Origin of the sequence: Paenarthrobacter nitroguajacolicus, from assembly GCF_031455195.1 — a bacterium.
In the GTDB taxonomy this organism is placed as follows: Bacteria; Actinomycetota; Actinomycetes; order Actinomycetales; family Micrococcaceae; genus Arthrobacter; species Arthrobacter nitroguajacolicus_D.
Map to the genome: position 1 here is coordinate 357,766 of NZ_JAVDSH010000002.1, position 24,984 is coordinate 382,749.

The 24,984-nt window shown below is 63.5% G+C and carries 26 protein-coding genes; 19 read left to right on the plus strand and 7 right to left on the minus strand.

Annotation, left to right across the window (positions count from 1 at the left end):
- The first annotated feature begins 46 nt into the window (after nt 1-46).
- From J2Y68_RS05430 to J2Y68_RS05485, 12 genes are all read left to right on the plus strand, one after another.
- Nucleotides 47-1,225 carry a sensor histidine kinase gene (locus J2Y68_RS05430; protein ID WP_309990732.1) on the plus strand — a complete coding sequence of 393 codons (1,179 nt, stop codon included), beginning with the start codon at nt 47-49 and terminating at the stop codon, nt 1,223-1,225.
- Nucleotides 1,222-1,887, plus strand: coding sequence for a response regulator transcription factor (locus tag J2Y68_RS05435; protein ID WP_309990734.1), 666 nt, complete (start codon nt 1,222-1,224; stop codon nt 1,885-1,887). The genes J2Y68_RS05430 and J2Y68_RS05435 overlap by 4 nt, the downstream gene beginning before the upstream one ends.
- 150 nt (nt 1,888-2,037) lie before the next feature.
- A complete protein-coding gene (locus J2Y68_RS05440) occupies nt 2,038-2,358 on the plus strand; it encodes an SHOCT domain-containing protein (RefSeq protein ID WP_309990737.1) in 321 nt (106 codons plus the stop codon).
- 203 nt (nt 2,359-2,561) lie between these two features.
- A complete protein-coding gene (locus tag J2Y68_RS05445) occupies nt 2,562-3,491 on the plus strand; it encodes an ABC transporter ATP-binding protein (RefSeq protein ID WP_309990740.1) in 930 nt (309 codons plus the stop codon).
- Nucleotides 3,484-4,347, plus strand: a complete 864-nt coding sequence (locus J2Y68_RS05450; protein ID WP_397334649.1) for an ABC transporter permease — start codon at nt 3,484-3,486, stop codon at nt 4,345-4,347. Before J2Y68_RS05445 ends, J2Y68_RS05450 begins: the two co-directional genes overlap by 8 nt.
- The gene (locus tag J2Y68_RS05455) at nt 4,344-5,177 is read left to right on the plus strand and encodes an ABC transporter permease (RefSeq protein ID WP_309990741.1); all 834 of its coding nucleotides are present in this window, start codon (nt 4,344-4,346) and stop codon (nt 5,175-5,177) included. The genes J2Y68_RS05450 and J2Y68_RS05455 overlap by 4 nt, the downstream gene beginning before the upstream one ends.
- A gap of 92 nt (nt 5,178-5,269) precedes the next feature.
- Nucleotides 5,270-5,836: a hypothetical protein gene (locus tag J2Y68_RS05460; protein ID WP_309990744.1), complete on the plus strand. Its 567-nt coding sequence runs from the start codon at nt 5,270-5,272 to the stop codon at nt 5,834-5,836.
- A gap of 10 nt (nt 5,837-5,846) precedes the next feature.
- Nucleotides 5,847-6,680 carry an exodeoxyribonuclease III gene (locus J2Y68_RS05465; protein ID WP_309990747.1) on the plus strand — a complete coding sequence of 278 codons (834 nt, stop codon included), beginning with the start codon at nt 5,847-5,849 and terminating at the stop codon, nt 6,678-6,680.
- A 21-nt stretch (nt 6,681-6,701) separates the two neighbouring features.
- On the plus strand, nt 6,702-7,802 hold the full coding sequence (gene trpS / locus J2Y68_RS05470) for a tryptophan--tRNA ligase (RefSeq protein WP_309990750.1): 1,101 nt from the start codon (nt 6,702-6,704) through the stop codon (nt 7,800-7,802).
- Nucleotides 7,803-7,806: 4 nt separating this feature from the next.
- Nucleotides 7,807-8,484 (plus strand): 2'-5' RNA ligase family protein, encoded by a 678-nt coding sequence (locus J2Y68_RS05475; protein ID WP_309990752.1) that lies wholly within the window; start codon nt 7,807-7,809, stop codon nt 8,482-8,484.
- Nucleotides 8,411-9,496 (plus strand): YihY/virulence factor BrkB family protein, encoded by a 1,086-nt coding sequence (locus J2Y68_RS05480; protein ID WP_309990755.1) that lies wholly within the window; start codon nt 8,411-8,413, stop codon nt 9,494-9,496. Before J2Y68_RS05475 ends, J2Y68_RS05480 begins: the two co-directional genes overlap by 74 nt.
- Before the next feature lie 26 nt (nt 9,497-9,522).
- The gene (locus tag J2Y68_RS05485) at nt 9,523-9,675 is read left to right on the plus strand and encodes a glycine zipper domain-containing protein (RefSeq protein WP_309990758.1); all 153 of its coding nucleotides are present in this window, start codon (nt 9,523-9,525) and stop codon (nt 9,673-9,675) included.
- A 26-nt stretch (nt 9,676-9,701) separates the two neighbouring features.
- Here the strand turns inward: J2Y68_RS05485 and J2Y68_RS05490 are convergent, their stop codons facing one another.
- Both J2Y68_RS05490 and J2Y68_RS05495 read right to left on the minus strand, forming a co-directional pair.
- Nucleotides 9,702-11,795 (minus strand): hypothetical protein, encoded by a 2,094-nt coding sequence (locus J2Y68_RS05490; protein ID WP_309991637.1) that lies wholly within the window; start codon nt 11,793-11,795, stop codon nt 9,702-9,704.
- A 109-nt stretch (nt 11,796-11,904) separates the two neighbouring features.
- Nucleotides 11,905-12,831, minus strand: coding sequence for a glycoside hydrolase family 43 protein (locus J2Y68_RS05495; RefSeq protein ID WP_309990760.1), 927 nt, complete (start codon nt 12,829-12,831; stop codon nt 11,905-11,907).
- A gap of 110 nt (nt 12,832-12,941) precedes the next feature.
- Here J2Y68_RS05495 and J2Y68_RS05500 point away from each other — a divergent pair, with 110 nt between their 5' ends.
- Nucleotides 12,942-14,243: an ABC transporter substrate-binding protein gene (locus tag J2Y68_RS05500; RefSeq protein ID WP_309990763.1), complete on the plus strand. Its 1,302-nt coding sequence runs from the start codon at nt 12,942-12,944 to the stop codon at nt 14,241-14,243.
- Nucleotides 14,244-14,323: 80 nt separating this feature from the next.
- On the opposite strand, the gene J2Y68_RS05505 is transcribed toward J2Y68_RS05500, so the two are convergent.
- From J2Y68_RS05505 to sdhC, 5 genes are all read right to left on the minus strand, one after another.
- Entirely contained in the window at nt 14,324-15,100 is a 777-nt protein-coding gene (locus tag J2Y68_RS05505) for an alpha/beta hydrolase (protein WP_309990766.1), read from the minus strand.
- Nucleotides 15,101-15,216: 116 nt separating this feature from the next.
- Nucleotides 15,217-15,999, minus strand: a complete 783-nt coding sequence (locus J2Y68_RS05510) for a succinate dehydrogenase iron-sulfur subunit (RefSeq protein WP_211713080.1) — start codon at nt 15,997-15,999, stop codon at nt 15,217-15,219.
- Entirely contained in the window at nt 15,999-17,798 is a 1,800-nt protein-coding gene (sdhA, locus tag J2Y68_RS05515) for a succinate dehydrogenase flavoprotein subunit (RefSeq protein ID WP_309990769.1), read from the minus strand. The genes J2Y68_RS05510 and sdhA overlap by 1 nt, the downstream gene beginning before the upstream one ends.
- Before the next feature lie 112 nt (nt 17,799-17,910).
- A complete protein-coding gene (locus J2Y68_RS05520) occupies nt 17,911-18,387 on the minus strand; it encodes a succinate dehydrogenase hydrophobic membrane anchor subunit (RefSeq protein WP_011773977.1) in 477 nt (158 codons plus the stop codon).
- A 3-nt stretch (nt 18,388-18,390) separates the two neighbouring features.
- Nucleotides 18,391-18,771 (minus strand): succinate dehydrogenase, cytochrome b556 subunit, encoded by a 381-nt coding sequence (gene sdhC / locus J2Y68_RS05525; RefSeq protein ID WP_211713083.1) that lies wholly within the window; start codon nt 18,769-18,771, stop codon nt 18,391-18,393.
- A gap of 253 nt (nt 18,772-19,024) precedes the next feature.
- On the opposite strand from sdhC, the gene J2Y68_RS05530 reads away from it, so the two are divergent.
- The 6 genes from J2Y68_RS05530 (at nt 19,025) to J2Y68_RS05555 (ending at nt 24,878) form a co-directional block, all read left to right on the plus strand.
- Nucleotides 19,025-20,158, plus strand: coding sequence for a mannose-1-phosphate guanylyltransferase (locus J2Y68_RS05530; RefSeq protein WP_309990775.1), 1,134 nt, complete (start codon nt 19,025-19,027; stop codon nt 20,156-20,158).
- Between the two features lie 110 nt (nt 20,159-20,268).
- Complete coding sequence (locus tag J2Y68_RS05535; RefSeq protein ID WP_309990778.1) at nt 20,269-21,474, plus strand: amidohydrolase; 1,206 nt, start codon at nt 20,269-20,271, stop codon at nt 21,472-21,474.
- 121 nt (nt 21,475-21,595) lie between these two features.
- On the plus strand, nt 21,596-22,030 hold the full coding sequence (locus J2Y68_RS05540) for a MarR family winged helix-turn-helix transcriptional regulator (RefSeq protein WP_309990780.1): 435 nt from the start codon (nt 21,596-21,598) through the stop codon (nt 22,028-22,030).
- Between the two features lie 43 nt (nt 22,031-22,073).
- Nucleotides 22,074-22,505 carry an organic hydroperoxide resistance protein gene (locus J2Y68_RS05545; protein ID WP_211713087.1) on the plus strand — a complete coding sequence of 144 codons (432 nt, stop codon included), beginning with the start codon at nt 22,074-22,076 and terminating at the stop codon, nt 22,503-22,505.
- Nucleotides 22,502-23,527, plus strand: coding sequence for an NADP-dependent oxidoreductase (locus tag J2Y68_RS05550; protein ID WP_309990785.1), 1,026 nt, complete (start codon nt 22,502-22,504; stop codon nt 23,525-23,527). Before J2Y68_RS05545 ends, J2Y68_RS05550 begins: the two co-directional genes overlap by 4 nt.
- Nucleotides 23,528-23,771: 244 nt before the next feature.
- Complete coding sequence (locus J2Y68_RS05555; protein ID WP_442789708.1) at nt 23,772-24,878, plus strand: BMP family lipoprotein; 1,107 nt, start codon at nt 23,772-23,774, stop codon at nt 24,876-24,878.
- The last annotated feature ends 106 nt before the right edge of the window (nt 24,879-24,984 follow it).

A 24,984-nucleotide genomic window follows, 5' to 3' on the forward strand; every position in this document is an offset into this window, starting at 1 on the left:
CGTTAACCCGACGACGCCACACAACAACCACGGCTAGGCTCTGTGTATGCAGCCCCGTTCCCCTGAGCCCGCGTGGAGTCCGGGGCCACAGCACATCACAGGCCCCCGCCGTTTCGCGGGCCCGCCCACAAGTTTCATCGTCATCACGGTGGCTGTGATCCAGGTGGTGGGGACGCTGTTCTCTGCAGGCCACCAGGATGCGCCACGGCCCTTGGATGCGCTGGCGATCCTGCTGCTCCTCGCCGGTCCGGCCGGGCTGGCGTACCGGAAGCGGGAGCCGCAAGTGATGCTCCCGGTCGCGCTCGTCGCTACCGGAGCCTACTTGGCGTTCGGCTACGCCTGGGGGCCCATCGTCCTGTCCTTGGCGCTCGCAATCGTGCTCACCGCAGCTGCAGGGCTGCGGTGGCAAGCGTGGGCTGGCGCCGGTATCGCGGCCGCGGCGGTCGTCGTCGGGTCAGCATTGACAGGCGACGAGAACTGGCCGGTGCGTGCGTCCGCGGGTGTCGCCTGGGCCGCGATCCTGGTCGTTGTGGGGCAAAGCTTCCGACGGCGGAGCGAGCGGTTCGCCGAATACCGACGGCGCCGCGAGGAAGCACAGAAAGCGGAACGCGACGAGTACCGGCTTACCCTGGCCCGCGACATCCACGACGTTGTGGCCCATTCCCTTTCCATGATCAACGTCCAAGCGTCCGTGGCCTTGCATGTTGGTGCCGACGATCCGGAGAAGCTCAGGCCCGCCCTCGAAGCCATCAAGGCCGCCAGCAAGGAGTCATTGACAGAGGTCCGCCAGCTCCTGGGTGTGCTGCGCGAGGACGTTCCGCTGGCCCCCGCCGTGCGGCCCACGCTGGCCCGTGTCCCCGAGCTGCTGCGAAACGCGGAGGTCGGTGGTCTCCGGGTGACGCTGGAAGACAACGCAGACCATCAACGTGTCGGCCCCGCCCAGCAGGAAGCCGCCTACCGGATCACCCAGGAAGCCCTGACCAACGTCGGCAGGCACTCAGGTGCCCGGTCCGCCGTCGTACGCATTACCCAAACCGGCGGGGCGCTGACGGTGACCATTGACGACGACGGCGCGGGCATGGGCGGCGCGCTCCCCGGCAACGGCCTCACGGGGATGCGTGAGAGGGCTGTCGCCTTGGGCGGGTCGCTCACGCTTCACAGCCGGGAACCGGGCTTGCGCGTCGAAGCAACCTTGCCGATCCACCAAGAAGGAAACCGCCCATGATCCGCATCCTCCTGGTCGACGACCAAACCCTCATCCGGGCTGGCTTCCGCGCGCTCCTGGACGCCGAACCGGACATGGAAGTGGTGGGGGAGGCCGGCACCGGCCGCGACGCTGTCCGCCTCGCGACCCGGGACAGGCCCGACGTCATCCTCATGGACCTCCGCATGCCGGACGACGACGGCCTCACCGCCACCCGCAAAATCCTGGGCGACCCGGCCCTGGCAGGCACGCGCGTCATCATCCTCACCACGTTCGAACTGGACGAGTACATCGCCGAAGCCGTGCGGGCCGGAGCCGCAGGCTTCCTGGTCAAGGACACCGAGCCGGCCGAGCTCATCCGGGCCGTACGTGTGGTCCACGATGGAGACGCGCTGCTCTCCCCGTCGGTCACCCGGCGGATCATGGCCCAGTTGGCATCGCAGAGCCGTGCTGCCGGCAAGGCGGTCCCGCTGGAGCAGGTGACCGAGCGTGAACGCGAAGTCCTTGCCCTGGTGGGCGAGGGCCTGAACAACGCCGAGATCGCCGAACGGCTCTTCATCACACCGCTCACAGCCAAGACCCATGTTTCGCGCATCATGACCAAGCTGATGGTCCGCGACCGGTCCCAACTGGTGGTCCTGGCGTACGAATCCGGGCTGGTGAGGCCCGGGTGGAGCAGCTGACCCGCCTGGAGCGACTCCGCCGGGAGTAGCCCGCTGCCCGAAGGTGACTCCCGACGGCGGACGCCTCGCCGGCCGCGCCCGAGCAGACTCGAACCAGAGCCGAAAGACGGTTCACGCCGGGCATCGGCGGAGAGAGTTTGGATCACTGACATGTTCACCGCATTGACCTCGATCGTCGGAGAGACCACCACGCTTGGGGGAGCGCTGGCCCAGTTGCCGGCCACCGTCGCCGCGCACGGTCCTTGGGGCGACGGGCCGTACTGGCCGTTCTTCCTGCTGTTCCCGTTGTTCTGGATCATCGTGATCGGCTTGTTCATTTTCGTGGGCCGCCGTACCTGGCGCCGCAACCATCACTGGGCCGCAACCCAAGGCGCCGAGGGTGTATTGCGGGAGCGGTATGCGCGCGGCGAGATTGACGAGACCGAGTTCCGGCAGCGGCTGGAGGTGCTGCGCTCGCAACCGGGCAGCTGAGCGGCGCGGCCGGGCGGCTGACCGGCGCGGCAGGCTAAGCGAGCAGCGCGGCAGGCTAAGCGAGAGGGTTCTTGCAGGAATATCTGCAAGAGCCCTTTCACATATTCCCCGGCGCTACTAGTCTGCTGAGGGTGCACAATGAAGCAACCCGCTCTCAGACACCCTCACCAACACCGTCAGAATCGTTGCAAACCAGCTTCGACATGAACCAGCCGACCGTCATCAGTGCGCGGAACCTCACCAAGGCCTATGGTGAGCTCACCGCCGTGGACAACATCTCCTTCGACGTGCCTGCTGGACAGTCCTTCGGCCTTCTTGGGCCCAACGGTGCCGGGAAGTCCACCACCATGAGAATGATCGGCGGCGTCTCCCAGCGCACCTCGGGCTCGCTCAGCATCATGGGCCTGGATCCCGAGTCGCACGGCCCCGAAGTGCGCGCGCACCTGGGCGTGGTCCCGCAGCAGGACAACCTCGACGAAGAGCTGAAAGTCCGCGAGAACCTGATCGTGTACGGGCGCTACTTCGGCCTTCCGCTGAGCTACCTGCGGCCCAAAGCCGACGAACTCCTCGAGTTCGCGCAGCTGACGGACAAAGCCAACTCGAAGGTGGATGCGCTGTCCGGCGGCATGAAAAGGCGGCTCACCATCGCCCGCTCACTCATCAACGAGCCTCGAATCCTCCTCCTCGATGAGCCCACCACGGGCCTGGATCCGCAAGCCCGGCACATTCTCTGGGACCGGCTGTTCCGGCTCAAGGAGAGCGGAGTGACGCTCATCCTCACCACGCACTACATGGACGAGGCCGAGCAACTCTGCGACCGACTGATCGTGGTGGACAAAGGCCGCATCATGGCTGAGGGGTCGCCGGCCCACCTGATCCGCGAGCACTCCTCGCGCGAAGTACTTGAACTCAGGTTCGGATCCGAGCGGAACGCGACCATCGGCGTCGAACTCCAAGGCATCGGTGAGCGGCTGGAGACGCTGCCCGACCGCGTGCTCATCTACGCGCACGACGGCGAGGCCGCGTTGGAGCAGGTCACGTCGCGGGGGCTGCGGCCCATGACGTCGCTGGTGCGCCGATCATCGCTGGAGGACGTGTTCCTGCGGCTGACCGGTAGGAGCCTTGTTGACTGACTCGGCGAACAAACCAATCACGACGGCGGCGCCACCGCTGCGGGCCCATTCACCTGCCGTCTCGGCCGCCAGGGCGCGGCGCTGGGGTGCGTTTTTCTACGCCGAACAGGTGCTCCGCGTCATGCGCAACTACGGCTGGTCCGTGGTCCTTTACAGTGTGGGCCAGCCGGTGGCGTACCTGTTCGCCATGGGGGTTGGGCTCGCCAGTTTGGTGGACGCCAACAGCGAGGCGGCCTTCGGCGGCGTCAGCTACCTCGAGTTCGTGGCGCCGGCCCTGCTGGTCTCCGCGGCGGTGATGACGGCGTCGGGGGAGTTCTCGTACCCCATTATGGACGGCTTCAAATGGCGCCGGGTGTTCTACGGCCCCCACGCTTCGCCGTTGATTCCGCAACAGATCGCCAGTGGCCACATCATGGCCAGCACGGTCCGGTTCCTGCTGCAATCGGTGGTCTACTTCGTGGTGGTGGCCCTGTTCGGTGCGTCCCCAAGTCCGTGGGGTTGGGTATCGGCCATCGTGGCAACAGTGGCGGCACTGTCCTTCGGCCTGCCGCTGATGGCCTACGCCGCGAGTATCACCCAGGACAAGGGGCAGTTCGCCTTGGTCCAGCGGTTCATCGTGATGCCGTTGTTCCTTTTCTCGGGCACGTTCTTCCCGCTTGATACCCTGCCGTTGGCCGTCCGCTGGATCGGGTGGATCTCGCCGGTTTGGCATGGAACGGAGTTGGGACGCGTCTTCACGTATGGCATGGACCAAAACCCTGTGCTGACCATCACCCATGTGGTGTTCCTGCTGGCAACGGCCACCGTCGGCTGGGTGCTCGTCCGTCGCCAGTTCGTGAAAAGGATGGGCTCATGAGTGTCCTGACAGGTGGCCACAGCGCCACGGATCTTGCGCGCGAGCGGAAGTTCGGTTCCCTGTACTCCCGCAATGCGAAGGCTGTTGTGGGCCGTGGGCTGATGGCGGCCAAGAGCAGCACCTGGCTGGTGCTGGTGTCCGGGTTCTTTGAGCCCGTTCTGTTCCTGCTCGCCATGGGCGTGGGCATGGGCTCGATCGTCGGTACGGTCCAGGGGCCGGGCGGCGAGGAAATCAGCTACGCGGCCTACATTGCCCCGGCGCTGCTCGCGGTTTCGGCAATGAACGGGGCAATCTACGACTCCACGTGGAACGTCTTTTTCAAGATGAACTTCGCCAAGCTATACCAAGGAATGCTCTACACCTCACTGGGGCCGCTGGACGTTGCCATCGGCGAGATCTTCCTGGCCCTGCTGCGCGGCTTGCTGTACGCCACCGGGTTCACCGCCGTCATGGGGGTGATGGGGCTGCTTACCAGTTGGTGGGCCATCCTTGTCATCCCGGCGTCCGTGTTGATCGCCTTTGGGTTTGCAAGCTTTGGCATGGGCATTACCAGCTTCATGAAGACCTTCCAACAGATGGACTGGATCAACTTCTTCCTGCTGCCCATGTTCCTGTTCAGCGCCACGTTCTACCCGCTGAGTGTCTACCCGCAGGTGATCCAGTGGTTCATCCAGGCCATGCCCCTGTGGCACGGGGTGGAGCTGCTCCGGCAGATCAGCGTGGGTTCGTTCAGCCCGGCTACTGCCATCCATGTGGGCTACTACGTGGTGATGATCGCGCTCGGCATCATGCTCACTACTGGAAGGCTGCGCCAGCTGTTCCTGAAATGATGGAGATTTTGTACAGCCAATGCAAAAAATCCCGTGTTCGCCGTCCGTGGAAGCCGGCACAGGCACCATGGCACGTTTGAGAGAATGGAGCCATGCAATCTCTCGGTGACCCGCACCCGTCCACGTCCCCCGCCGGCAAAGGCATGTTCAAGGGCTTCCGCATTGGTGGCCTGGGGATGACCGTCGTCATCATCGCCTTCCTGGTTGCCGTCATCTTCGCGGCCAACCAGAACGACGTTGTGGGCTGGGTCGTCGCGGTTGTAGCCTTCGGATGGCTGGCTCTGGCCACCTTCGTGGTCCTGAGCATTCGCAAGGCCGCGCAGCGGGCCGGGGCAAAACTGAGCGAAGCCCAAGCTGCGTTCAACTCGGCAACCGGCCGCGCGCCGTCGTCGACTGTCACTGACAACGGCGGCACCCGCGTGGTAGCTGAGCGCAGCCAGGCAGACGAAGTCCGCGACCTCAAGTTGGACCACTCCTTCAAGATCGTGCAGGTGCAGGTACGCGTGGTGGACGAAGAACGTGCCAAGGGCGCCGCGGCGGACCAGGACACCATCAATCGCGCACTGGAAACCATCGCCATCACGGCAACCAACGCCCGGGACATGATCAAGTCCTCCGGTGGCTCGGAGGAGCCCGTGGCCGGAACCATCATCGACTAGAGTGGACCGGGTGAGTACGGCATTGAAGAAGGATTTCCTTCGCATCGCATCAGTCAACGTCAATGGCCTGCGGGCTGCCTACAAGAACGGCATGGCGGAATGGCTGGAGCCCCGCGAGGTAGACATTCTCTGCCTGCAGGAAGTCCGCGCCCCTGACGACATCGTCAGGAAGCTGATCGGCGAGGGCTGGCACATCCTTCACACCGAAGCTGAGGCCAAGGGCCGCGCCGGTGTTGCCATTGCTTCCCGCGACGAGCCCACGGCCACCCGTGTTGGCATCGGCGACGACTACTTCGACACCTCCGGGCGCTGGGTTGAAGCGGATTACACCGTCAAGACCAGTGCCGGAGAGTCCGCCACCCTCACCGTTGTCAGCGCCTACGTGCACTCCGGAGAAGTGGGAACCCCCAAGCAGGACGACAAATTCCGCTTCCTGGACGCCATGACCGTCCGCCTGCCCGAGCTCGCCAAGCACAGCGACCACGCTTTGGTGGTGGGCGATCTCAACGTCGGACACACAGAACTCGACATCAAGAACTGGAAGGGCAACGTCAAGCGTGCCGGCTTCCTCCCGGAGGAGCGGGCGTACTTCGACCGCTTCCTCGGCGAAGAGATCGGATGGAGGGATGTCCACAGGGGCCTGGCAGGAAACGTCGCCGGCCCCTACACCTGGTGGTCCCAGCGCGGTAAGGCCTTTGATACTGACACTGGCTGGCGCATCGACTACCACCTGGCCACCCCGGGCCTCGCAGCAGCCGCTTTCTCGGCTGTGGTTGACCGGGCGCCTTCGTGGGACACCCGCTTCTCTGACCACGCACCGCTGGTAGTCGACTACCGGCTCTGAGCTTCCGAAGGTAATTTCTCCATGACCAGTTCCATCACGACTGAAACCGGCACCGCCGCCGCCACGTCCACCAAATTGGCCGTTGGTGCCAAGCATCGCGTCCTCTCAGGGATGCAGCCTTCGGCCGATTCCCTGCACCTTGGCAACTACCTGGGCGCCTTGGTCAACTGGGTCCGGATGCAGGACGAGTACGACGCCGTCTTCTTCATCCCGGACCTTCACGCCATCACCGTGCCGCAGGATCCGGCCGAACTTGCCCGTCGCACCCGTGTAACCGCCGCGCAGTACATTGCAGGCGGTGTGGACGTGGACAAGTGCACACTGTTCGTCCAGTCCCAGGTTCCCGAGCACGCCCAGTTGGCCTGGGTCCTGAACTGCATCACGGGCATGGGTGAAGCCGCCCGCATGACCCAGTTCAAGGACAAGGCACAGAAGCAGGGCTCGGACCACGCCAGCGTCGGCCTGTTCACGTACCCCATCCTGCAGGCCGCCGACATCCTGCTTTACCAGCCGCACGGCGTGCCCGTTGGCGAAGACCAGCGCCAGCACGTGGAACTGAGCCGCGACCTCGCCAACCGCTTCAACAGCCGGTTTGGCGAGACGTTCCAGGTCCCCGAAGCCTTCATTCAGAAGGAATCGGCCAAGATCTACGATCTCCAGAACCCCACGGCAAAGATGTCCAAGTCCGCGGAATCACCGGCCGGTTTGATCAATCTCCTCGACGACCCCAAGACAGTGGCCAAGCGCATCAAGTCCGCTGTCACGGACACCGAGACGGAGATCCGCTACGACCGCGAGAACAAGCCGGGCGTTTCAAACCTCCTGACCATCTACTCGGCCATCAGCGGCACCCCCGTAGAGAAGATCGTGGCTGACTACCAGGGCAAGATGTACGGCCACCTCAAGGTGGACCTTGCCGAACTCGTCTCCACCCACCTTGCACCCATCCGGGAACGGGCCAACGAACTGTTGGCGGATCCTGCGGAACTCGACCGTCTGCTGGCTCTCGGCGCGGACAAAGCCCGCGAGATCGCCTCAGCAACCCTCGCCGATGTCTATTCCAAGGTCGGCTTCCTTCCGTATCGCGGGGACGCCGTACGCGGCGAGCAGGGAGTCCGCTAAGCCCATGTGCTCTGCTGGCCAGCTTAACGTCAAGACCGACGCCCGGAAGGGTGTCGGTCCGGACGATTCTCGCCAGCCCGCTGTCACCGGCGCCGATTGCGGTGCCGGTGACACCATGTGCGTGGGGGTGATTCTCGGCTTCCCGCCGGAGATCGCCCGTGAGCTCCAGGAATGGCGGGCATCCTTCGGTGATCCCATGGCCGAGGTCATTCCGGCGCACATCACGCTGATCACCACCACCCCCACCCAGGACTGGGCAGCCACCCGCGAACACGTGCGCGCGGTCGCCAAAACCCAGGAGCCCTTCAACATCACCATCTCGGGCACCGGTTCCTTCCGGCCTGTCTCACCCGTTGTGTTCGTCAACGTCGAAGAAGGCTTTGAGGAGTGCGTGCAACTGCACGAGAAGCTGCAAAGCGGCCCGCTCGAGCGGAGGCTTCCCTTCCCCTACCACCCGCACGTCACGGTAGCCCACGACGTCGCCCAGAAAAACCTTGATGAAGCCGAAACGGTGCTCAGGGATTACCGGGCCACGTTCCCTGTGGTTAGCATGGGACTTTACGAGCACGACACCAATGGAATTTGGCAGCTACGGGAAGAGCTCGACTTTGGCGGCGATACTGACGAGGAACAGCAAGCGGATACAAGCCACGGAGGCGGACACTCCTCCGCTTCCAACTGAGCTGGCGAAGCTCAAACTGGAGCTTCTCCGTAAACGGCAGGAATTGGGCCACGCCAAGCGTTCCGGAGCGGGGTTGCCCGCCAGGGCAGGAGCATTTTTCGCTGTCTTCATGGCCAGGCTGAACACCAACCGCGCCATGCGCTCCTTCCAGCATTACTCGCGGCAGCACGGCCCTTTGCTCAGCGCGGGCATTGGCTTCAACATGTTCTTCTCGGTGACGGGTCTCCTCACCACCGGTTTCGCGATCGCCGGAATCGTCCTGGGCGGCAATCCGGTCCTCGAAGACGCCGTCATCAGCAGCGTGGCCGCCGCCGCCCCAGGGCTCCTGCAGGTCGACGGCGGTAAAGGGCTGGTGGATCCACAGACGCTGCTCAACCCGTCCGGGCTGGGGTGGACGGCGCTCATCGCGGCGGCGGTCACCATTTTCACGTCCCTGGGTTGGATTGCCAGCGTCAGGGAAGGTCTTCGAGGGGTCATGAACGCAGGCCCCCTGGTGCGAAATGCGCTCCTGCAGAAAGCCATCGACGCCGGCACGCTCCTGCTCCTCGGCGTCATCCTGGTGATCAGCGCCGGAGCCTCGTTGATCTTCGGTACAGCCGCGGATTGGTTCATCGGCTTGCTGAAGCTAAACGAGGAGGTGGCAGCGCCCATCGCCGCCACCGTCAAGATCGTGGTTCCACTCCTTTTGAACTGCGCGACGGCGGCAGTACTGTTCCGTGTCGCCGCTGGCCTGAAGTTGGGGCGCCGTTCCTTCCTTGAAGGGGTGGTGCTGGCCGGGGTCGGAACCACCGTCCTCCAGTTCTTCAGCACCGAGCTCCTGGCCCGCTCCGGGAACAATCCCGTCCTGGCGTCCTTCGCCATCATCATCGGCCTGCTGATCTGGTTCAACCTGGTGAGCCAGGTCTATCTGGTCTCGGCTTCGTGGGCGGCAATTCGGGAAGCTGATGCTGAATCGGGGGAGGCGCCCCGCAAGAAGGTCCTTGGTTCGCGCCGCGTAGCGCCCCGTACCTGACTCTTTTCTGGCCCCGGGAGGCGCGAATGAACAACCAGCTGTGGATCTCCTGTCTCGTCGGCGCTGCGGCGGGCCTTGTTGTTGGCCAACTGATCTTCAACTCGCCTTTCCTGGGCATCCTCATTGGTGTGGGCATCGGCGCCCTTGTTGGGGCTGCCGTGGGTCCCCGCCGGAATTGAAGCCCCACCGCTCCTGAGTTGGCGCTCTACGGGGCCCGCACCAGCCCTTCCCATGCGACGGTCCAGTCGGCCGGGAAGCCGGGCGCATGCCGGTCCGGTCCGTTGTCCCAGCCGGCCGCCATCAGTGCCACCGCGGCGAGCAGCCCACCGTTCCCCGGCAGATAGAGGGGGAGCGAGTCCGTCTGGCGGTTGTGCCCGTTGACCAGGAACGTGTTCTTCCCTGCGTCGAGGAGGAGCGCGTCCACTGCAGCTTCGGGGTCTTCCAGCCGGGCTGCGGTCATGGCCATCACTGGATAATCCCAGCCCCATGTGCTGCCCCAGTCCCAGTCGTCCAGGACATCATTGAGGGTTGCGCGCATGATGGCCGGATCAACCAAGCCCGTCTGCGGGAGAACTCCGAGGGCACACAGCATGGAGGGGTGGTCAGTGCGGATGGTGAATGGTTCGACGTCGATCGCAGCGTAGACTCCGTTGAGTACCCGTGGGCGCACCAGGCCCTCCGATACTTCCGACCATTCCTCCACGGGCCCAAGTCCCAGACGCGCCCGCCACAACGCCGCAGTCCTGAGCCCCCACTGCCAGTAGGCCAGCTCAAACGTGGGGTTGGTGACGTTGGTCCGGATTGAGCCGTAGCTTTCCTGTGCCGGGATCAAGGGTGGCCCCAGTTCGAACCCGCGGGGGGTGGGATGGGCGAAACTGGCCATGAAGGCCGCCGACTCGAAGACGATCTCCGCGAACTCCTCCAGCACGTCCCGGCTGGGGTTCGCCCGGTATACGAGTTCCGCCAGGTAGATGGGGTGCGGTTGCTGCCAGATCAGGAATGTCCCGATGGGGCTGGGACTTTCCCGGCCGTCGGGCCCTACCTGCTTGGGCCACCGTACGCCGTCGAATCCTTGGGCCTTGGCGGTCCGTCGTGATGTCTCCAACACTGTGGAGTACCAGCGCAGGGACGGCAGGAGCAGCTCCGACCGGTCCCAAAGGGCGAAGTGCGCGGCGTGCCACCAGTGCATTTCCAGATGGAAGCGTCCGCGCCACGAATTGCACACCAGCCCGGTTTCCTGCGGTGGCAACGAACCGGAGGAGTTGATCGCGGTCAGATATTGGGACAGCACAATCCTGCGTTCGAGTTCCTGGGCGCGGGGATCCTTCGTGGCATTAAGCTCGATGGCTCCGCCAGCGGACCAGAACTGTGGCCAGTGGGCTGCCGCTGCTGCGGTCACCCTGCCCGACGGGGAAAGCCCGACGCCGTGTCCCGTCATCGCGTGGCCGCTCGCCTCGGGTGCCACGCCGGCAGGCCGATGGGTGCCCCGCGCGATGCAGTCACCATCGCCGGATGGGGTGAAGGAGACGGAGAAGTCCAGAATCCCCGTGCCGTCCGGGCCGTCGGATGCTGGAGCTATCCGGAGGTGATGCTGCCCGGTGTGTTCAACTGCAAGGTTCTGCCCGTTAATCACCATCAGATAGCGCGAGTTATCCAGCTCGCGGTGGACCGGCCAAGCGTCAGCTCCCTCATGACCTGCCGAGGAGGTGGGTTCGCCCAGCACAGTGGTGTGGGCGGCCGGGCTGTCCCAGTCCGCGGCGTCGTGCCACGCCTCGGAGCCGTACGGAAAATCAATGCCGACCACCAAGCCTGCACCCAAGGCAGGTGACTCAACGCGGACCGCGAGTTCGTCACGGTCCGGGTGGCACGCCGTCGTGACTTTCACAGGCAGTCCGGCCACGGCGAAGAGGCTGGTCACGACGCCCGCCCAGAGATCCAGCGTTTGTTCGGTGTCAGTGACGTCGGCTTCTTCGAGCGGGTGCTCGTTACCGTCGGTGACCCAGCGGAATCCAATGCGGCCCAGGTCCAGCCGGTGGGCGTTGGCCCGGAGCCATGTTTCAGCCCGGGACGTGTCCGTCTCGCGGTCGTTAACGATGTCGCCCACCATGTCCACGTATGGCACCGGGCCGCGTGGCGAGTCGTAAAGGACAGTAGAGCCAGCCAGTTCATAGGGCTGCTCCGGGGGTACTGAATGCCAGCCCCACTGTGCTTGCGTACCCAGGAGTGTGCCCGGTGGCAAGTCGCCGCGGGCCCCGACTGGGTAGGAACCAGGCAATGACTGCAGTCCGGTGAGGTCCATGGTGAACGCGAATTCGCCGTTGCCAACGGACACGGGGCTCTTTGGATCAAGACGCACCTGCCGGACGTTGTGACGCTGGACGAGTTCCTTGCGGTCGATAATGCTGGGCTTACGCACGGCGCGAATCACATTCCTGGGCTTGTGGGTGGAGGACAACGGTTTCTTCGAGTTCCAGGAGCGGGAAGAACGCGGCCCGCTCGTGAGGGCTCTGGTTGGGTTGATGCAGCGTCAGGAACAGGCCTCCGTCCAGATTCCGGCCGATCATGCCGTGGCCGCCATCCGTGCTCCAGAGCGGTTCCTCTTCCTGTACCCACGGGCCCAGAACGGTTCCTGATTGGCTGCGCGCTATCCCCATCGCGTACCCCTCGTCGCCAAAGCTGGACCACAGCATGATGAGATTGCCGCTGCGGAGCCGGAACACGAACGGACCGTCGGTGACATACACGGGGAAGTCCCGGTCTTTCACCGATGGAACGTCCAAGGCGCGGGCCCACGGTGCCTCGGAGGCGCTAAAGAGAAACACCGGGACGCCTACGGCGGTGCGGAGGTCAGGGCTGAGGCGCTGGGCCATGATGGTGCCGTCGTGCACTTGTTTCCATTCATGGCAGAACACCATCCACGGCCTCCCTTCACCATCTACGTGGAGGGTCCCGTCCAGGCACTGCCAGTTGTGGGGCGTGAGGGGACCGTCGCTCCACGGTTCGAAGGGCCCTTCCGGTGCTTCCGACGCAAGGACCTGGGTGCCACGTAGTCGGCCGGGCGCAATAAACGTGGCGAACATGAAGTACCGGCCTTGGTATTCGTGGACCTCAGGAGCCCAGTACTGTTCATGGCTCCAGAAGCCGGGGGACGGGCGGAAAGCTGCCACTGGTCCCTCCCAGTGGATCAGGTCACGGCTCCCGTAGCAATCGAACCCCGTTGCCTGGCCGGACCAGATGTTCCGGTCGGTACTGCCAAAGAGCAGATACCGCCCGGAGGCGGGCAGTGTTAGTACGAACGGATCCCTGATTTGGATGTCATCCAAGCTGTGCGACACGGTGGTTTCCTCTGCTGCAGATATAGTTCATGCCCCAAACTATTGACGAATATACACCGCCTTGATACGTTTCAGGAACCGTTTTCTTGAGTCTGAAAGAAGCTTACCCAATGGCGCGTAAATCTCTCCGTAGCATCCAAAAATCCATCGCCTTCGTCACCGCTCTCGGCCTGATGGGCCTCACTGCGGCCTGCTCCAGCCCGTCCTCAAACCAGCCGGAGAACGGCCCAGTGGAAATCAGGTTCTCCTGGTGGGGCAACGCAACCCGGGCGGACATCACCAGCAAAGCCATCAAGGAGTTCGAGGCCGCCAACCCCAACATCAAGGTGAAGCCCGAATACGGCGATATCAGCGGTTACTTCGACAAGCTCGCAACCCAAGTAGCTGCAAACGACGCTCCCGACGTCATTACCATGGGCGGAGCGTACCCCGCCGAATACGCAAACAGGGGAGCGCTGCTGGACCTGTCCAAGGTCAAGGATTCCCTGGACCTCTCTAAACTGGACCCGGGTGCCCTGGAGAATGGCCAGGTCAAGGGCGCGCAGTACGGTGTGTCCACCGGCGCGAACGCACTGGCAATTGTGGCTAACCCCGCCGTGTTCCAGGCGGCCGGCGTGGAACTTCCCGACGACTCCTCATGGACCTGGGACGACTTCGCCCGGATCGCCAAAGACGTCACGGACAAGAGTCCCAAAGGAACGTACGGCACGGCCACCGTACTGACACATGACTCCTTGGATGCCTTCGCCCGCCAGCGGGGCAAGTCCCTCTACACCCAGGACGGCCAACTCGGCCTGGATAAGGACACCGTGCAGGCCTACTTCGATTATTCGTTGAAACTCAGCGAAACCGGTGCGGCCCCCAGCGCATCGGAGACCGTTGAGAAACTCAATGTCAGCACCGAGCAGACGCTCATGGGCATGGGGCAGGCCGGGATGATGCTCACCTGGAGCAATTCGCTGACTGCGCTGAGCAAAGCCTCCGGTGCCGAGCTGAAGTTGCTCAAGCTGCCTGGCGAAACCCCCAAGCCCGGCATCTGGCTTCAGTCATCGCAGTTCTACACCATCTCCGCCCGCAGCAAGCACACCGACGCCGCTGCCAAACTGGTGAACTTCCTGGTCAACAACGAGGCCGCGGCAAAGATCATCCAAAGCGACCGCGGCGTGCCCAGCAACTCCGGCATGCGTACGGCGATCCAGGATCTCCTGACGCCCCAGGGCAAGGTGGAGGCCGCCTATATCGACCAGATCGGCAAGATGGACTTCGCCCCGACATTCATTGGTCCCACCGGTTCGACTGCCGTCTCCGAGATCACGGCCCGCATCAACACAGAGGTGCTCTTCAAGAGGCTGGCCCCGGAGAAGGCCGCGGAACAGTGGATCAGCGAAAGCAAGGCGGCGATCGGCAAGTAGCACCCAACTGGGGGACAGCTAACGCTCTACTGAGACGTCAGTGGAGCGATAGCTGTCCCCTACTTGGGTGGGCCCGGCTGTTAGCCGGCGTCCCGGACCTCCAGGTACGGATCCGCCCATGCACTGATGATCCGGGCCACCCTGGCAGCCTGGCCCTTCCCCGTCAGGAGGTGCTCACTGCCCTCCAGGGAGATGAAGCTCCGGGGGTGCCGGGCAGTACGGAAAATCTCGCTGGCGTTGTCGATGCCCACGGTGTTGTCGGTGGGGGAGTGCATCACCATCAGGGGCTTGTGGAGCGTCCGGATGCAATCGCGCAGGTCGGCACTTTCCACGTCTTCCACGAAGTGGCGGCGAACCTCCATCGGACGGCCACCCAGGTCCACCACGGCGCTGCCGTCACGAAGGATGGAGTCAATCTCGGCGTCGAACATATGCTCCACGTGCTTGGGTTCGTAAGGTGCTGCCACGGTCACCACGGCGTTGAGGCCCGGGACGTCGCGGGCAGCGGCGAGGACCGCCGCACCGCCAAAGGAATGACCCACCAGCAGGGAAATGGCCCGTCCCTGTTCCCGCATGAATGCTGCGGCCAGGATCGTGTCGGCCACCTTGACGCTGAAAGAGCCGGCCGACCACTCGCCGCCGGAACCACCCAGACCGAGGTTGTCGAACCGCAGCATCCCCACACCCTGCTCCGCGAGCCCCTTGCAGATGCGGGAGGCCGCCGGGCTGTCCTTGCCCAGTGTCAGGCCGTGCGAATACACACCCCAGCCGCGAACGGGTCCCTCAGGGACGTCCACGATGCCAGCCAGCGTGTCGCCGGTGCTTCCCGTGAAGCTGATCTTCTCAGAGCGTGACACGCTGGTCTCCTTGTGTTGCGATAACCGGTTGCTGACGGTGATTAACGACGACGGCGCCGGTCACCATGTGGGGTGAGCGGCGCCGTCGTCGTGCTGTTCTTTGTGGGAACGGCTAACTAGATCTTGCGTGCCAGGATGGCCTGCTTGACCTCGGCGATTGCCTTGGTCACCTGGATGCCACGGGGGCATGCTTCGGAGCAGTTGAAGGTGGTGCGGCAACGCCACACACCCTCTTTGTCGTTGAGGATTTCAAGGCGCATGTCGCCGGCGTCATCACGGGAATCGAAGATGAAGCGGTGTGCGTTGACGATCGCAGCGGGACCGAAGTACTGGCCGTCGGTCCAGAAGACCGGGCAGGACGAGGTGCAGGCGGCGCACAGGATGCACTTGGTGGTGTCGTCAAAGCGCTCACGGTCCTCGACGGACTGCAGGCGTTCCTTGGTGGGCTCGTGGCCCTTGTTGATCAGGAACGGCATGACTTCGCGGAAGGACTGGAAGAAGGGCTCCATGTCCACGATCAGGTCCTTCTCCACGGGGAGGCCCTTGATCGGCTCGACGGTGATGGGCTTGGACGTGTCCAGGTCCTTCAGCAGCGTCTTGCAGGCGAGGCGGTTGCGGCCGTTGATGCGCATGGCATCGGAGCCACAGACACCGTGGGCGCAGGAGCGGCGGAAGGAAACAGTTCCGTCGATCTCCCACTTGACCTTGTGAAGGGCATCCAGCACACGGTCCGTGCCGTACATGGTCAGCTTATAGTCGTCCCAGCGTGCTTCATCCGAGATTTCCGGATCGTAGCGGCGTACCCGGAGGGTGATGTGGAACGTGGGGATTTCACCGTCGCCGGCAACGCTTGCCGGGAGCTCGATCTTGGAAGCGGGCTCTGCCATTTCGGTCGTCATTAGTACTTACGCTCCATCGGCTCGTAACGGGTGAAGATCACGGGCTTCGTCTCGAGACGGATGCCCGCAACAGATTCCGCCGAGGATGCGGCGGTGACGTTGTTGTCCAGGTAAGCCATGGAGTGCTTCATGAACTTTTCGTCATTGCGGTCCGGGAAGTCCTCGCGGTAGTGGCCACCGCGCGACTCTTCACGGTGCAATGCACCGACGGTCATGACCTTGGCCATGTCCAGGAGGAAGCCCAGCTCAACGGCTTCCAGGAGGTCCAGGTTGAAGCGCTTGCCCTTGTCCTGAACCGTGACGTTCTTGTACCGCTCTTCGAAGGATGCGATGTCACGAAGGACCTGCTCCAGCGATTCCTTGGTACGGAACACCTGCATGTTGGCGTCCATGGTGTCCTGCAGTTCCTTGCGGATCTGCGCAACACGCTCGGTGCCGTTGCCGGTGAGCAGGCGGTCAAGGATGCCACGGGTCATGGCTTCGGGGTCAGCCGGAAGCTCAACATAGTCGGCCGTCTTGGAGTACTCCGCAGCGGCGATACCGGCCCGCTTACCGAACACGTTGATGTCCAGGAGCGAGTTGGTGCCCAGGCGGTTGGAACCGTGCACGGAAACACAGGCGACTTCACCGGCTGCGTAGAGGCCAGGAACGATTGTGTCGTTGTCCTGCAGCACCTCGGTGGTGATGTTGGTGGGGATGCCACCCATGGCGTAGTGCGCAGTGGGGAATACCGGAACGGGGTCCGTGAACGGTTCCACACCCAGGTAGGTGCGGGCGAACTCGGTGATGTCCGGAAGCTTGGCCTCGATGTGCGCCGGCTCAAGGTGGGTCAGGTCCAGGAGGACGTAGTCCTTGTTCGGGCCACAACCGCGGCCTTCGCGTACTTCGTTCGCCATGGCGCGGGCCACGATGTCACGGGGTGCGAGGTCCTTGATGGTGGGGGCGTAGCGCTCCATGAAGCGCTCACCTTCCGAGTTACGCAGGATGGCACCTTCACCACGTGCACCCTCGGTGAGGAGGATGCCCAGGCCGGCGAGGCCGGTCGGGTGGAACTGGAAGAACTCCATGTCTTCCAGGGGGATGCCGCGGCGGAACGCGATGCCCATGCCGTCGCCGGTGAGGGTGTGGGCGTTGGAGGTGGTCTTGAAGACCTTGCCTGCACCACCGGAAGCGAAGACCACGGACTTGGCCTGGAACACGTGAAGCTCGCCGGAGGCGAGGTCGTAGGAGACCACACCGGCAACGCGCTTCTGCTTGTACGGGGTACCGTCTTCGCGCACTGCGTCTTCTTCGACGATCAGCAAGTCCAGGACGTAGTACTCGTTGTAGAACTCAACGTTGTGCTTGACGCAGTTTTGGTACAGCGTCTGCAGGATCATGTGGCCGGTGCGGTCCGCTGCATAGCAGGCGCGGCGAACGGGCGCCTTGCCGTGGTCGCGGGTGTGGCCGCCGAAGCGACGCTGGTCGATCCGGCCCTCGGGCGTGCGGTTGAACGGCAGGCCCATCTTTTCCAGGTCCAGCACGGCGTCGATGGCTTCCTTCGCCATGACCTCGGCTGCGTCCTGGTCAACCAGGTAGTCGCCACCCTTGATGGTGTCAAAGGTGTGCCATTCCCAGTTGTCTTCTTCGACGTTGGCCAGTGCTGCACACATACCACCCTGTGCCGCACCAGTGTGCGAGCGGGTGGGGTAGAGCTTGGTCAGTACCGCTGTGCGTGCGCGCTGACCGGATTCGATCGCGGCGCGCATGCCGGCGCCACCTGCACCGACAATGACGACGTCGTACTTATGGACCTGCATACCAGATGCTCTCTCTTTCAAAAATTCAGATGGTCGGCGGAGGCTGCTCCGCTACGTCAGGCGAACCGGTTTACTCCAAGGAGGGGCCGGAGCGCCGCTGTGGCACAACCCGCTACGGGGCCGGGCAGAATCCGCCGGGCAGCTGAACGCCGTCGACGACGGGGCACGGGTTGAAGGTGAAGATCACCAGAGTGCCCAGGATGATGATGACCAGGGTGGCCGCGTAAAGAACCATCTTGAGCCAGAAGCGAGTGGAATCCTTCTCGGCGTAGTCGTTGATGATGGTGCGGACACCGTTGGTGCCGTGAAGCATGGCAAGCCACAGCATGGCCAGGTCCCAGAACTGCCAGAAGGGATCGGCCCACTTGCCGGCAACGAAGCCGAAGTCGATGGCGTGGATGCCTTCGCCCACCAGCAGGTTAACGAAGAGGTGGCCGAAGATCAGCACCACCAGGACGATGCCGGAGAGGCGCATGAAGAGCCAGGCGATCATCTCGAAGTTGCCGCGGCTGGAGCCGGTGCGGTTGTACTTCGGTGCGATCTTCCCGGACCCGATTTTTCCACTGCGTGGTGTTTCGATGGTTGTCATGGCTTAGTGGCCTCCCAGCGCAAGGGAAAGGTGGCGGATCGCGAAGCCGGCGAACGTGACCAGCCACAGCGCAAGCACGATCCACAGCAGCTGGCGCTGGTACTTCGCGCCCTTCTTCCAGAAATCGATGGCGATCACACGCAGGCCGTTGAAGGCGTGGAAGATGATCGCTGCGACCAGGCCCGTTTCACCCAGGGCCATCAGGGGGTTCTTGTATGCGCCGATAACGGCGGTGTAGGCCTCAGGGGACACGCGCACCAATGAGGTGTCCAGCACATGGACCAACAAGAAGAAAAAGATCACTACACCGGTAATACGGTGTCCAACCCAGGACCACATGCCTTCACGGCCGCGGTACAAGGTGCCAGCTGGTTTTGTCGGCACTGATTAAACCTTCCTGCAACACAGCGGCGCTGGCATGGGATCCATGCGGGGGGAACGCCTGCTGCGAGAGCACTCGTAGCTCACGCCTAAATCTAGGCTTCGCTCACAGCATATTCAATTTAGGACGGGCTTCTCTGCTTGTTAATTCCATGTTTCCTGCCCGGATTCAGGCGATTTTCGGTGCTGCCTGAGACGAACGCCACATGTGTGGCGTTCTGCGGGGCTTCCTGCTTGCACAGGATAAAGTGTTGCGGTGAGTACAGAAGACGCGAAATACCCGGAATCGCCATTGGACCGCTTTCACGCGGTCATTCCGGCGGGCGGTGTGGGGACCCGGTTGTGGCCACTCTCGCGTGCCGCTGCGCCCAAGTTCCTCCACGACCTGACCGGTTCCGGCAGCACGTTGTTGAGGGCCACCTATGACAGGCTCCAACCGCTGGCCGGGGATAGGGTGCTGGTGGTGACTGGTGAGGCACACCGTGCTGCCGTGTGCCGTCAACTGCCCGAGGTGGGGGATGACGAGCTCGTCCTCGAAAGCGAGCCCAAAGACTCCGGCGCTGCCATCGGACTGGCCGCCGCGATCCTGCACCGCCGCGATCCGGAGACCATCATGGGTTCCTTCGCCGCGGACCAGGTCATCAGCCCCGACGATCTCTTCCAGGAGGCCGTGCGTGAGGCAATCTATACGGCTGCCAAGGGCAAGATCGTCACCATCGGCATCAAGCCCACGCACCCGTCCACGGGCTTTGGCTACATCCGCTCCGGCGCGGCGCTGAACGTCGAGGGCGCTCCCAACGCCATGGCCGTGGCCGAATTTGTTGAGAAGCCCAGCCAGGAAGTGGCCAACAAGTACGTCGAAGCCGGGGACTACGTTTGGAACGCGGGCATGTTCGTTGCGCCCGTTGCCCTGATGCTGAAGCACCTCGAAGCGAACCAGCCGGTGCTTTTCGCAGGCCTGCAGGAGATCGCCGAAGCCTGGGACACGCCGCAGCGCGACGAGGTCAAGGCGCGTGTCTGGCCAACCCTGCCCAAGATCGCCATCGACTACGCCGTGGCTGAGCCCGCAGCGGAAGCCGGGGACGTCGCCGTCGTGCCTGGCACTTTCCGTTGGGACGACGTCGGCGACTTCGCCGCAATCGGTCGACTGAACAACGCCGGCGACGTCGACGAAGTCACCGTCCTGGGCGAGGGCGCACGCGTCTTCGCGGAGAATGCCAGCGGCGTGGTGGTTTCCGATACCAAGCGCGTTATTGCCCTCATCGGCATCAAGGACGTGGTCATTGTGGACACCCCGGACGCCCTGCTGGTGACCACGAAGGAACACGCGCAACTGGTCAAGGGCACCGTCGACGCTCTCAAAGCCAGCGGCGATACGGACGTGCTGTAACGCATCTGCTTATACCGTGAGCCACCTCTTTGGTTATCGTGCGCCTGAACGCGGCGTAACCAAGAGGTGGCTTTCGTTCTTCGGGGGCCGTGGATGGCTACAGTTGTGACGTGCGCAATTACACGACTGAAACCGAGCCCACCCCTGTAGTCGGTCCCTGGGTTGACGAATTCCTGCCCGGACTCATCGAATTCCGGCGCGACCTCCATGCGCACCCTGAGCTGTCCTTCAAGGAATTCAGGACGACGGACAAGCTCGTAGAGCGCCTCGAGGCAGCGGGCCTGAAGCCGCGCCGGCTCGAGGGCACCGGGCTCACGGTAGATGTCGGCGAAGGTCCCATTGCCACAGCGCTCCGCGGCGACATTGATGCCCTGCCCATCATCGAAGAAACCGGTCTTCCGTTCGCTTCCAAGAACCACGGCGTAACCCATGCTTGCGGGCACGACATCCACACCACCACCATGCTTGGCATTGCCCTGGTGCTGCACCGGATGCACAAGAACAATCCGCTGGGCGGCACCGTCCGCATCATTTTCCAGCCGGCCGAGGAAACCATGCCCGGTGGTGCCTTGTCCTGCATCGAGCAGGGCGTGCTGGAAGGCGTTCCCCGTATTCTCGCGCTGCACTGCGATCCCCGGATCAACGTAGGCCAGATCGGTACCCGTATTGGTGCGATCACGTCGGCGTCGGACACCATCAAGATTGAACTGTCAGGGCGTGGCGGACACACTTCGCGGCCGCACCTGACCGAAGACCTGGTCTTCGCTTTGTCGCAGATCGCCATCAACGTCCCGGCCGTACTTTCCCGCCGGGTGGACGTCCGAAGTGGCGTGTCCGTGGTGTGGGGCCAGATTTCTGCCGGATCGGCGCCGAATGCCATCCCCGGGTCCGGATACATGGCCGGCACCATGCGTTGCCTCGACCGCGATGCCTGGCACAGTGCGGGCGAGTTGCTGGACGACGTCGTGAAGCAGGTTGCCGCGCCCTACGGCGTCGATGTTCATCTGGAGCACACGCGCGGCGTGCCGCCGGTGGTGAACTCGGAACACGAGACGGCCCTCATCGAAGCGTCGGCCCGCGCTGAGCTCGGCGAGAACGCCGTGGTCCTGACTCCACAGTCAATGGGCGGTGAGGACTTCGCGTGGTTCCTGGCCGACCTCCCCGGTGCCATGATGCGGCTTGGTACGCACACGCCTGGTGGCGAGGAGTACGACCTTCACCGCGGCGATTTCATCGTCGATGAGCGTGCCCTGGGATATGCCATCCGCGTCCTCACGGGCGCAGCCCTCCGCACAGTGCGCGACCTCGAGCAGTAGTCCCCACTGAGTCGCAGTTAAGTGCGTTTTGAGCCCTCAGAACGCACTTATCAGCGACCTGTTGGTAGATGGCTGGCCGATTGAGTTGTGCACAATTGAATTGTGCACTATCGTTTTATCCATGAGTGATGCACCTCGCCTCCGCCACCAGGTCTGCTTTGCGCTGTATTCGGCCTCCAAAGCAGCGACCGCGGTCTACCGCCCGGTGCTGGAGGACCTCGGCCTGACGTACCCGCAGTACCTGGTGATGCTGGTGCTGTGGGAGCAGGAGCCGCGAAGCGTCCGCGAACTCGGCGCCGAACTGGGGCTCGATTCCGGCACGCTCTCGCCGCTCCTCAAGCGCCTGGAGGGGCTCGGCCTGGTGGAGCGCCGGCGTTCGGCGGAGGATGAGCGCCGCGTTGACGTGGTCCTCACCGAGGCTGGACATGCCCTCAGCGCCAAATCCAAGGCCGTGCCCCAACGGCTGGCCGATGCCGCCGGACTGTCGAGTGGGGAAATTGAACAACTCCACGCCACGCTGGCCAAACTCACTACGGCCCTGAACAGCTCACTCTAAGAATTTTCCAAGCCACCCATTACCGAAGAGAAACGGAAGCACCATGAAGACTCTTTACACTGCTGAGGCACTGGCCTCCGGCGAAGGCCGTGACGGCAACGCCCGTACCAACGATGGCAAGCTGGACGTCGCCCTCGCCAGCCCCGTGGAACTCGGTGGCAACGGCGAAGGCACCAACCCGGAGCAGCTTTTCGCTGCCGGTTACGCCGCATGCTTCCACTCCGCCCTCCGCCTGGTGGGCCGCAAGGAGCGGGTGGACCTCAGCGATTCGGCCGTTGCAGCCAAGATCCACTTTGGTGCGTTGACGGACAGCGAAGGCTACGGACTAGCCGCCGAACTTGAAATTGCCCTGCCGGCACTGGACCGTGAGACCGCAGAACAGCTCATGACCAAAGCCCACCAGATCTGCCCTTACTCCAACGCCACGCGCGGAAACATGGCAGTTGACCTCAAGCTCGTTGAGTTTGCAGCATGAGCGCCGCAACAACGGCCCTGCCCGCCGAAACCCGCGAAATCCAGCTCGCCTCCCGTCCCGTAGGCCGCCCGGCGCAAGAGAACTTCCGCCTGGCCAAGGCCGAACTGCCTGAATTGGCGGAGGGACAGCTCCTGGTGAAGAACCAGTTCATGTCCGTGGACCCCTACATGCGTGGCCGCATGAACGACGTGAAGTCGTACTCGGCGCCGTTCCGCCTCGATGCAGCGCTCGACGGCGGTGCCGTAGGTGAGGTGATCGCGTCCCGTTCGGACGCGCACAAGGTGGGTGACGTCGTCGTGCATCAACTGGGGTGGCGCGAACACGCGGTAGTGGATGCGGCGTCAACCACGCCTGTCCCGGGCGGCCTGGCGCCGACCTCGGCGTTCCTCGGTGCGTTGGGCATGACGGGATTGACCGCCTACGCGGGCCTGTTGAAGGTGGCCGAGTTCAAGGAAGGCGACGTCGTGTTCGTCTCGGGCGCGGCCGGGGCCGTTGGCTCCATGGTGGGCCAGATCGCTAAGGCCATGGGCGCTTCCAAGGTGATCGGCAGTGCGGGCTCCCCGGAGAAGGTGGCCCGACTCCTGGAGCTTGGCTTCGACTCGGCCTTCAACTACAACGACGCCCCGGTGCTGGACCAGCTGCGTGAAGCAGCGGGGGAGCGTGGCATCGACGTCTACTTCGACAACGTCGGTGGCGAGCACCTTGAGGCTGCCCTGGCGACGCTGACTGTCGGCGGACGCGTGGCCATGTGCGGCGCCATCGCCCAGTACAACTCCACCGAGCCGACGGTCGCTCCCCGCAACCTGGCTGTCGCCATCGGCAAGCAACTGACGTTGCGCGGTTTCCTGGTGGGCGGACAGCGCCAGCACGCTGCCGAGTTCGCGCAGAAGATGGCCGGCTGGCTCGCCGACGGCAGTGTGAGCTACGACGAGACGATCGTCGATGGCCTCGAAAACGCACCCCAGGCCTTCATCGACCTGCTCGACGGAGCGAACACCGGAAAGATGCTCGTCCGACTCTAAGGTCCAAGTAGCCGGGTGTGACTTGCGCACCCGGCTACTGCTTGGTAACAAAAGGTCAACAATCTGCCCTCCGGGACCGCGATGTGCTATCCGGGTGTGTTTTAGGACACTAGTGTTGGTTCCATCAATGCGCTTAGGCGCAGCTGCGAGCATCAGTGAAAACAGAATTTCTGCCTCAGGTATAGGAAACGGACACTCATTGACCATCCGTCGTAGCGCCAATCACTTTCTTCCTGGAGGAAAATTGAAGAAACCACTGCGTGCCACCCTGAAGCGCGGTTCAATGGCCGGCGTCGCAACCGTCGGCGCAGCAGCGCTCCTGCTGACCGGCTGTGGCCAGGCTCCCGACGCCGGATCCGGCGCTGCCACCAAGAGCGACTATGTGGGATGCATCGTGTCCGACTCCGGTGGATTCGATGACCAGTCCTTCAACCAGTCCTCGTTCGAAGGCCTCAAGAAGTCCGAGAAGGACCTCGGCATCACCATGAAGTCCGCCGAATCCAAGGCCAACAGCGACTTCGAGACCAACCTCAACGGCATGATCTCCGCTGGCTGCAACCTCACGGTCACCGTCGGCTTCCTCCTGGGCGATGCCACCAAGGCCGCTGCAGAGAAGAACACGGACAAGCACTTCGCGATCATCGACTACACGTACGACAAGCCCATCGCCAACGTGAAGCCCGTTGTTTATGACACCGCGCAGGCCGCCTACCTGGCCGGTTACGCTGCTGCGGCCACCACCAAGACCGGCAAGGTCGGTACCTTCGGCGGCATCAAGATCCCCACTGTCACCATCTTCATGGATGGCTTCTACGACGGCGTCCAAGCCTACAACAAGGCCAAGGGCAAGTCCGTGCAGGTTGTCGGCTGGGACAAGAACACCCAGGACGGCTCGTTCACGGGCGACTTCGAAAAGCAGGACACCGGCAAGCAGGTCACCATCAACCTGCTGGACCAGGGCGCGGACATCGTGATGCCCGTAGCCGGCCCGGTAGGCAAGGGTGCCGGTGCTGCACTGAAGGAAGCCAAGGCTGCAGGTAAGGACGTCAAGCTCATCTGGGTTGACTCCGATGGCTACCTCACGGCTCCCGAGTACAAGGACCTCATGCTGACCTCCGTGGTCAAGCAGATGGGCGAAGCCGTGGAGACCGTGGTGAAGGACGACAAGGACGGCAAGTTCAGCAACACCGCTTACGTCGGCACGCTGGAGAACGACGGCGTTGCTATCGCTCCGTTCCACGACCTCGACTCCGCTGTTTCGGCTGACACCAAGACCGAACTCGATGCCCTGAAGGCGGACATCGTCTCCGGCAAGCTGGTTGTCGAATCGGCAGCGAGCCCCAAGAAGTAAACAATTCCTGAACGCGCCGCCAGTACCGTGCCCCGGTACTGGCGGCGCGTTTTTGCCCTGACTAGGCTGAACCCAAGCCAACGGCTTGCGGGCAGTACAGTCCCTC

Bases quoted from the DNA above. Each gene is read 5' to 3' on its own strand.
- sdhA (WP_309990769.1), bottom strand. From the start codon at position 17,798: ATGCAGGTCCATAAGTACGACGTCGTCATTGTCGGTGCAGGTGGCGCC.
- J2Y68_RS05445 (WP_309990740.1), top strand. From the start codon at position 2,562: ATGAACCAGCCGACCGTCATCAGTGCGCGGAACCTCACCAAGGCCTAT.
- J2Y68_RS05455 (WP_309990741.1), top strand. From the start codon at position 4,344: ATGAGTGTCCTGACAGGTGGCCACAGCGCCACGGATCTTGCGCGCGAG.
- J2Y68_RS05435 (WP_309990734.1), top strand. From the start codon at position 1,222: ATGATCCGCATCCTCCTGGTCGACGACCAAACCCTCATCCGGGCTGGC.
- J2Y68_RS05460 (WP_309990744.1), top strand. From the start codon at position 5,270: ATGCAATCTCTCGGTGACCCGCACCCGTCCACGTCCCCCGCCGGCAAA.
- J2Y68_RS05540 (WP_309990780.1), top strand. From the start codon at position 21,596: ATGAGTGATGCACCTCGCCTCCGCCACCAGGTCTGCTTTGCGCTGTAT.
- J2Y68_RS05490 (WP_309991637.1), bottom strand. From the start codon at position 11,795: ATGGACCTCACCGGACTGCAGTCATTGCCTGGTTCCTACCCAGTCGGG.
- J2Y68_RS05520 (WP_011773977.1), bottom strand. From the start codon at position 18,387: ATGACAACCATCGAAACACCACGCAGTGGAAAAATCGGGTCCGGGAAG.
- J2Y68_RS05510 (WP_211713080.1), bottom strand. From the start codon at position 15,999: ATGACGACCGAAATGGCAGAGCCCGCTTCCAAGATCGAGCTCCCGGCA.
- J2Y68_RS05550 (WP_309990785.1), top strand. From the start codon at position 22,502: ATGAGCGCCGCAACAACGGCCCTGCCCGCCGAAACCCGCGAAATCCAG.
- J2Y68_RS05475 (WP_309990752.1), top strand. From the start codon at position 7,807: ATGTGCTCTGCTGGCCAGCTTAACGTCAAGACCGACGCCCGGAAGGGT.
- J2Y68_RS05500 (WP_309990763.1), top strand. From the start codon at position 12,942: ATGGCGCGTAAATCTCTCCGTAGCATCCAAAAATCCATCGCCTTCGTC.
- J2Y68_RS05545 (WP_211713087.1), top strand. From the start codon at position 22,074: ATGAAGACTCTTTACACTGCTGAGGCACTGGCCTCCGGCGAAGGCCGT.
- trpS (WP_309990750.1), top strand. From the start codon at position 6,702: ATGACCAGTTCCATCACGACTGAAACCGGCACCGCCGCCGCCACGTCC.
- J2Y68_RS05485 (WP_309990758.1), top strand. From the start codon at position 9,523: ATGAACAACCAGCTGTGGATCTCCTGTCTCGTCGGCGCTGCGGCGGGC.
- J2Y68_RS05440 (WP_309990737.1), top strand. From the start codon at position 2,038: ATGTTCACCGCATTGACCTCGATCGTCGGAGAGACCACCACGCTTGGG.
- J2Y68_RS05430 (WP_309990732.1), top strand. From the start codon at position 47: ATGCAGCCCCGTTCCCCTGAGCCCGCGTGGAGTCCGGGGCCACAGCAC.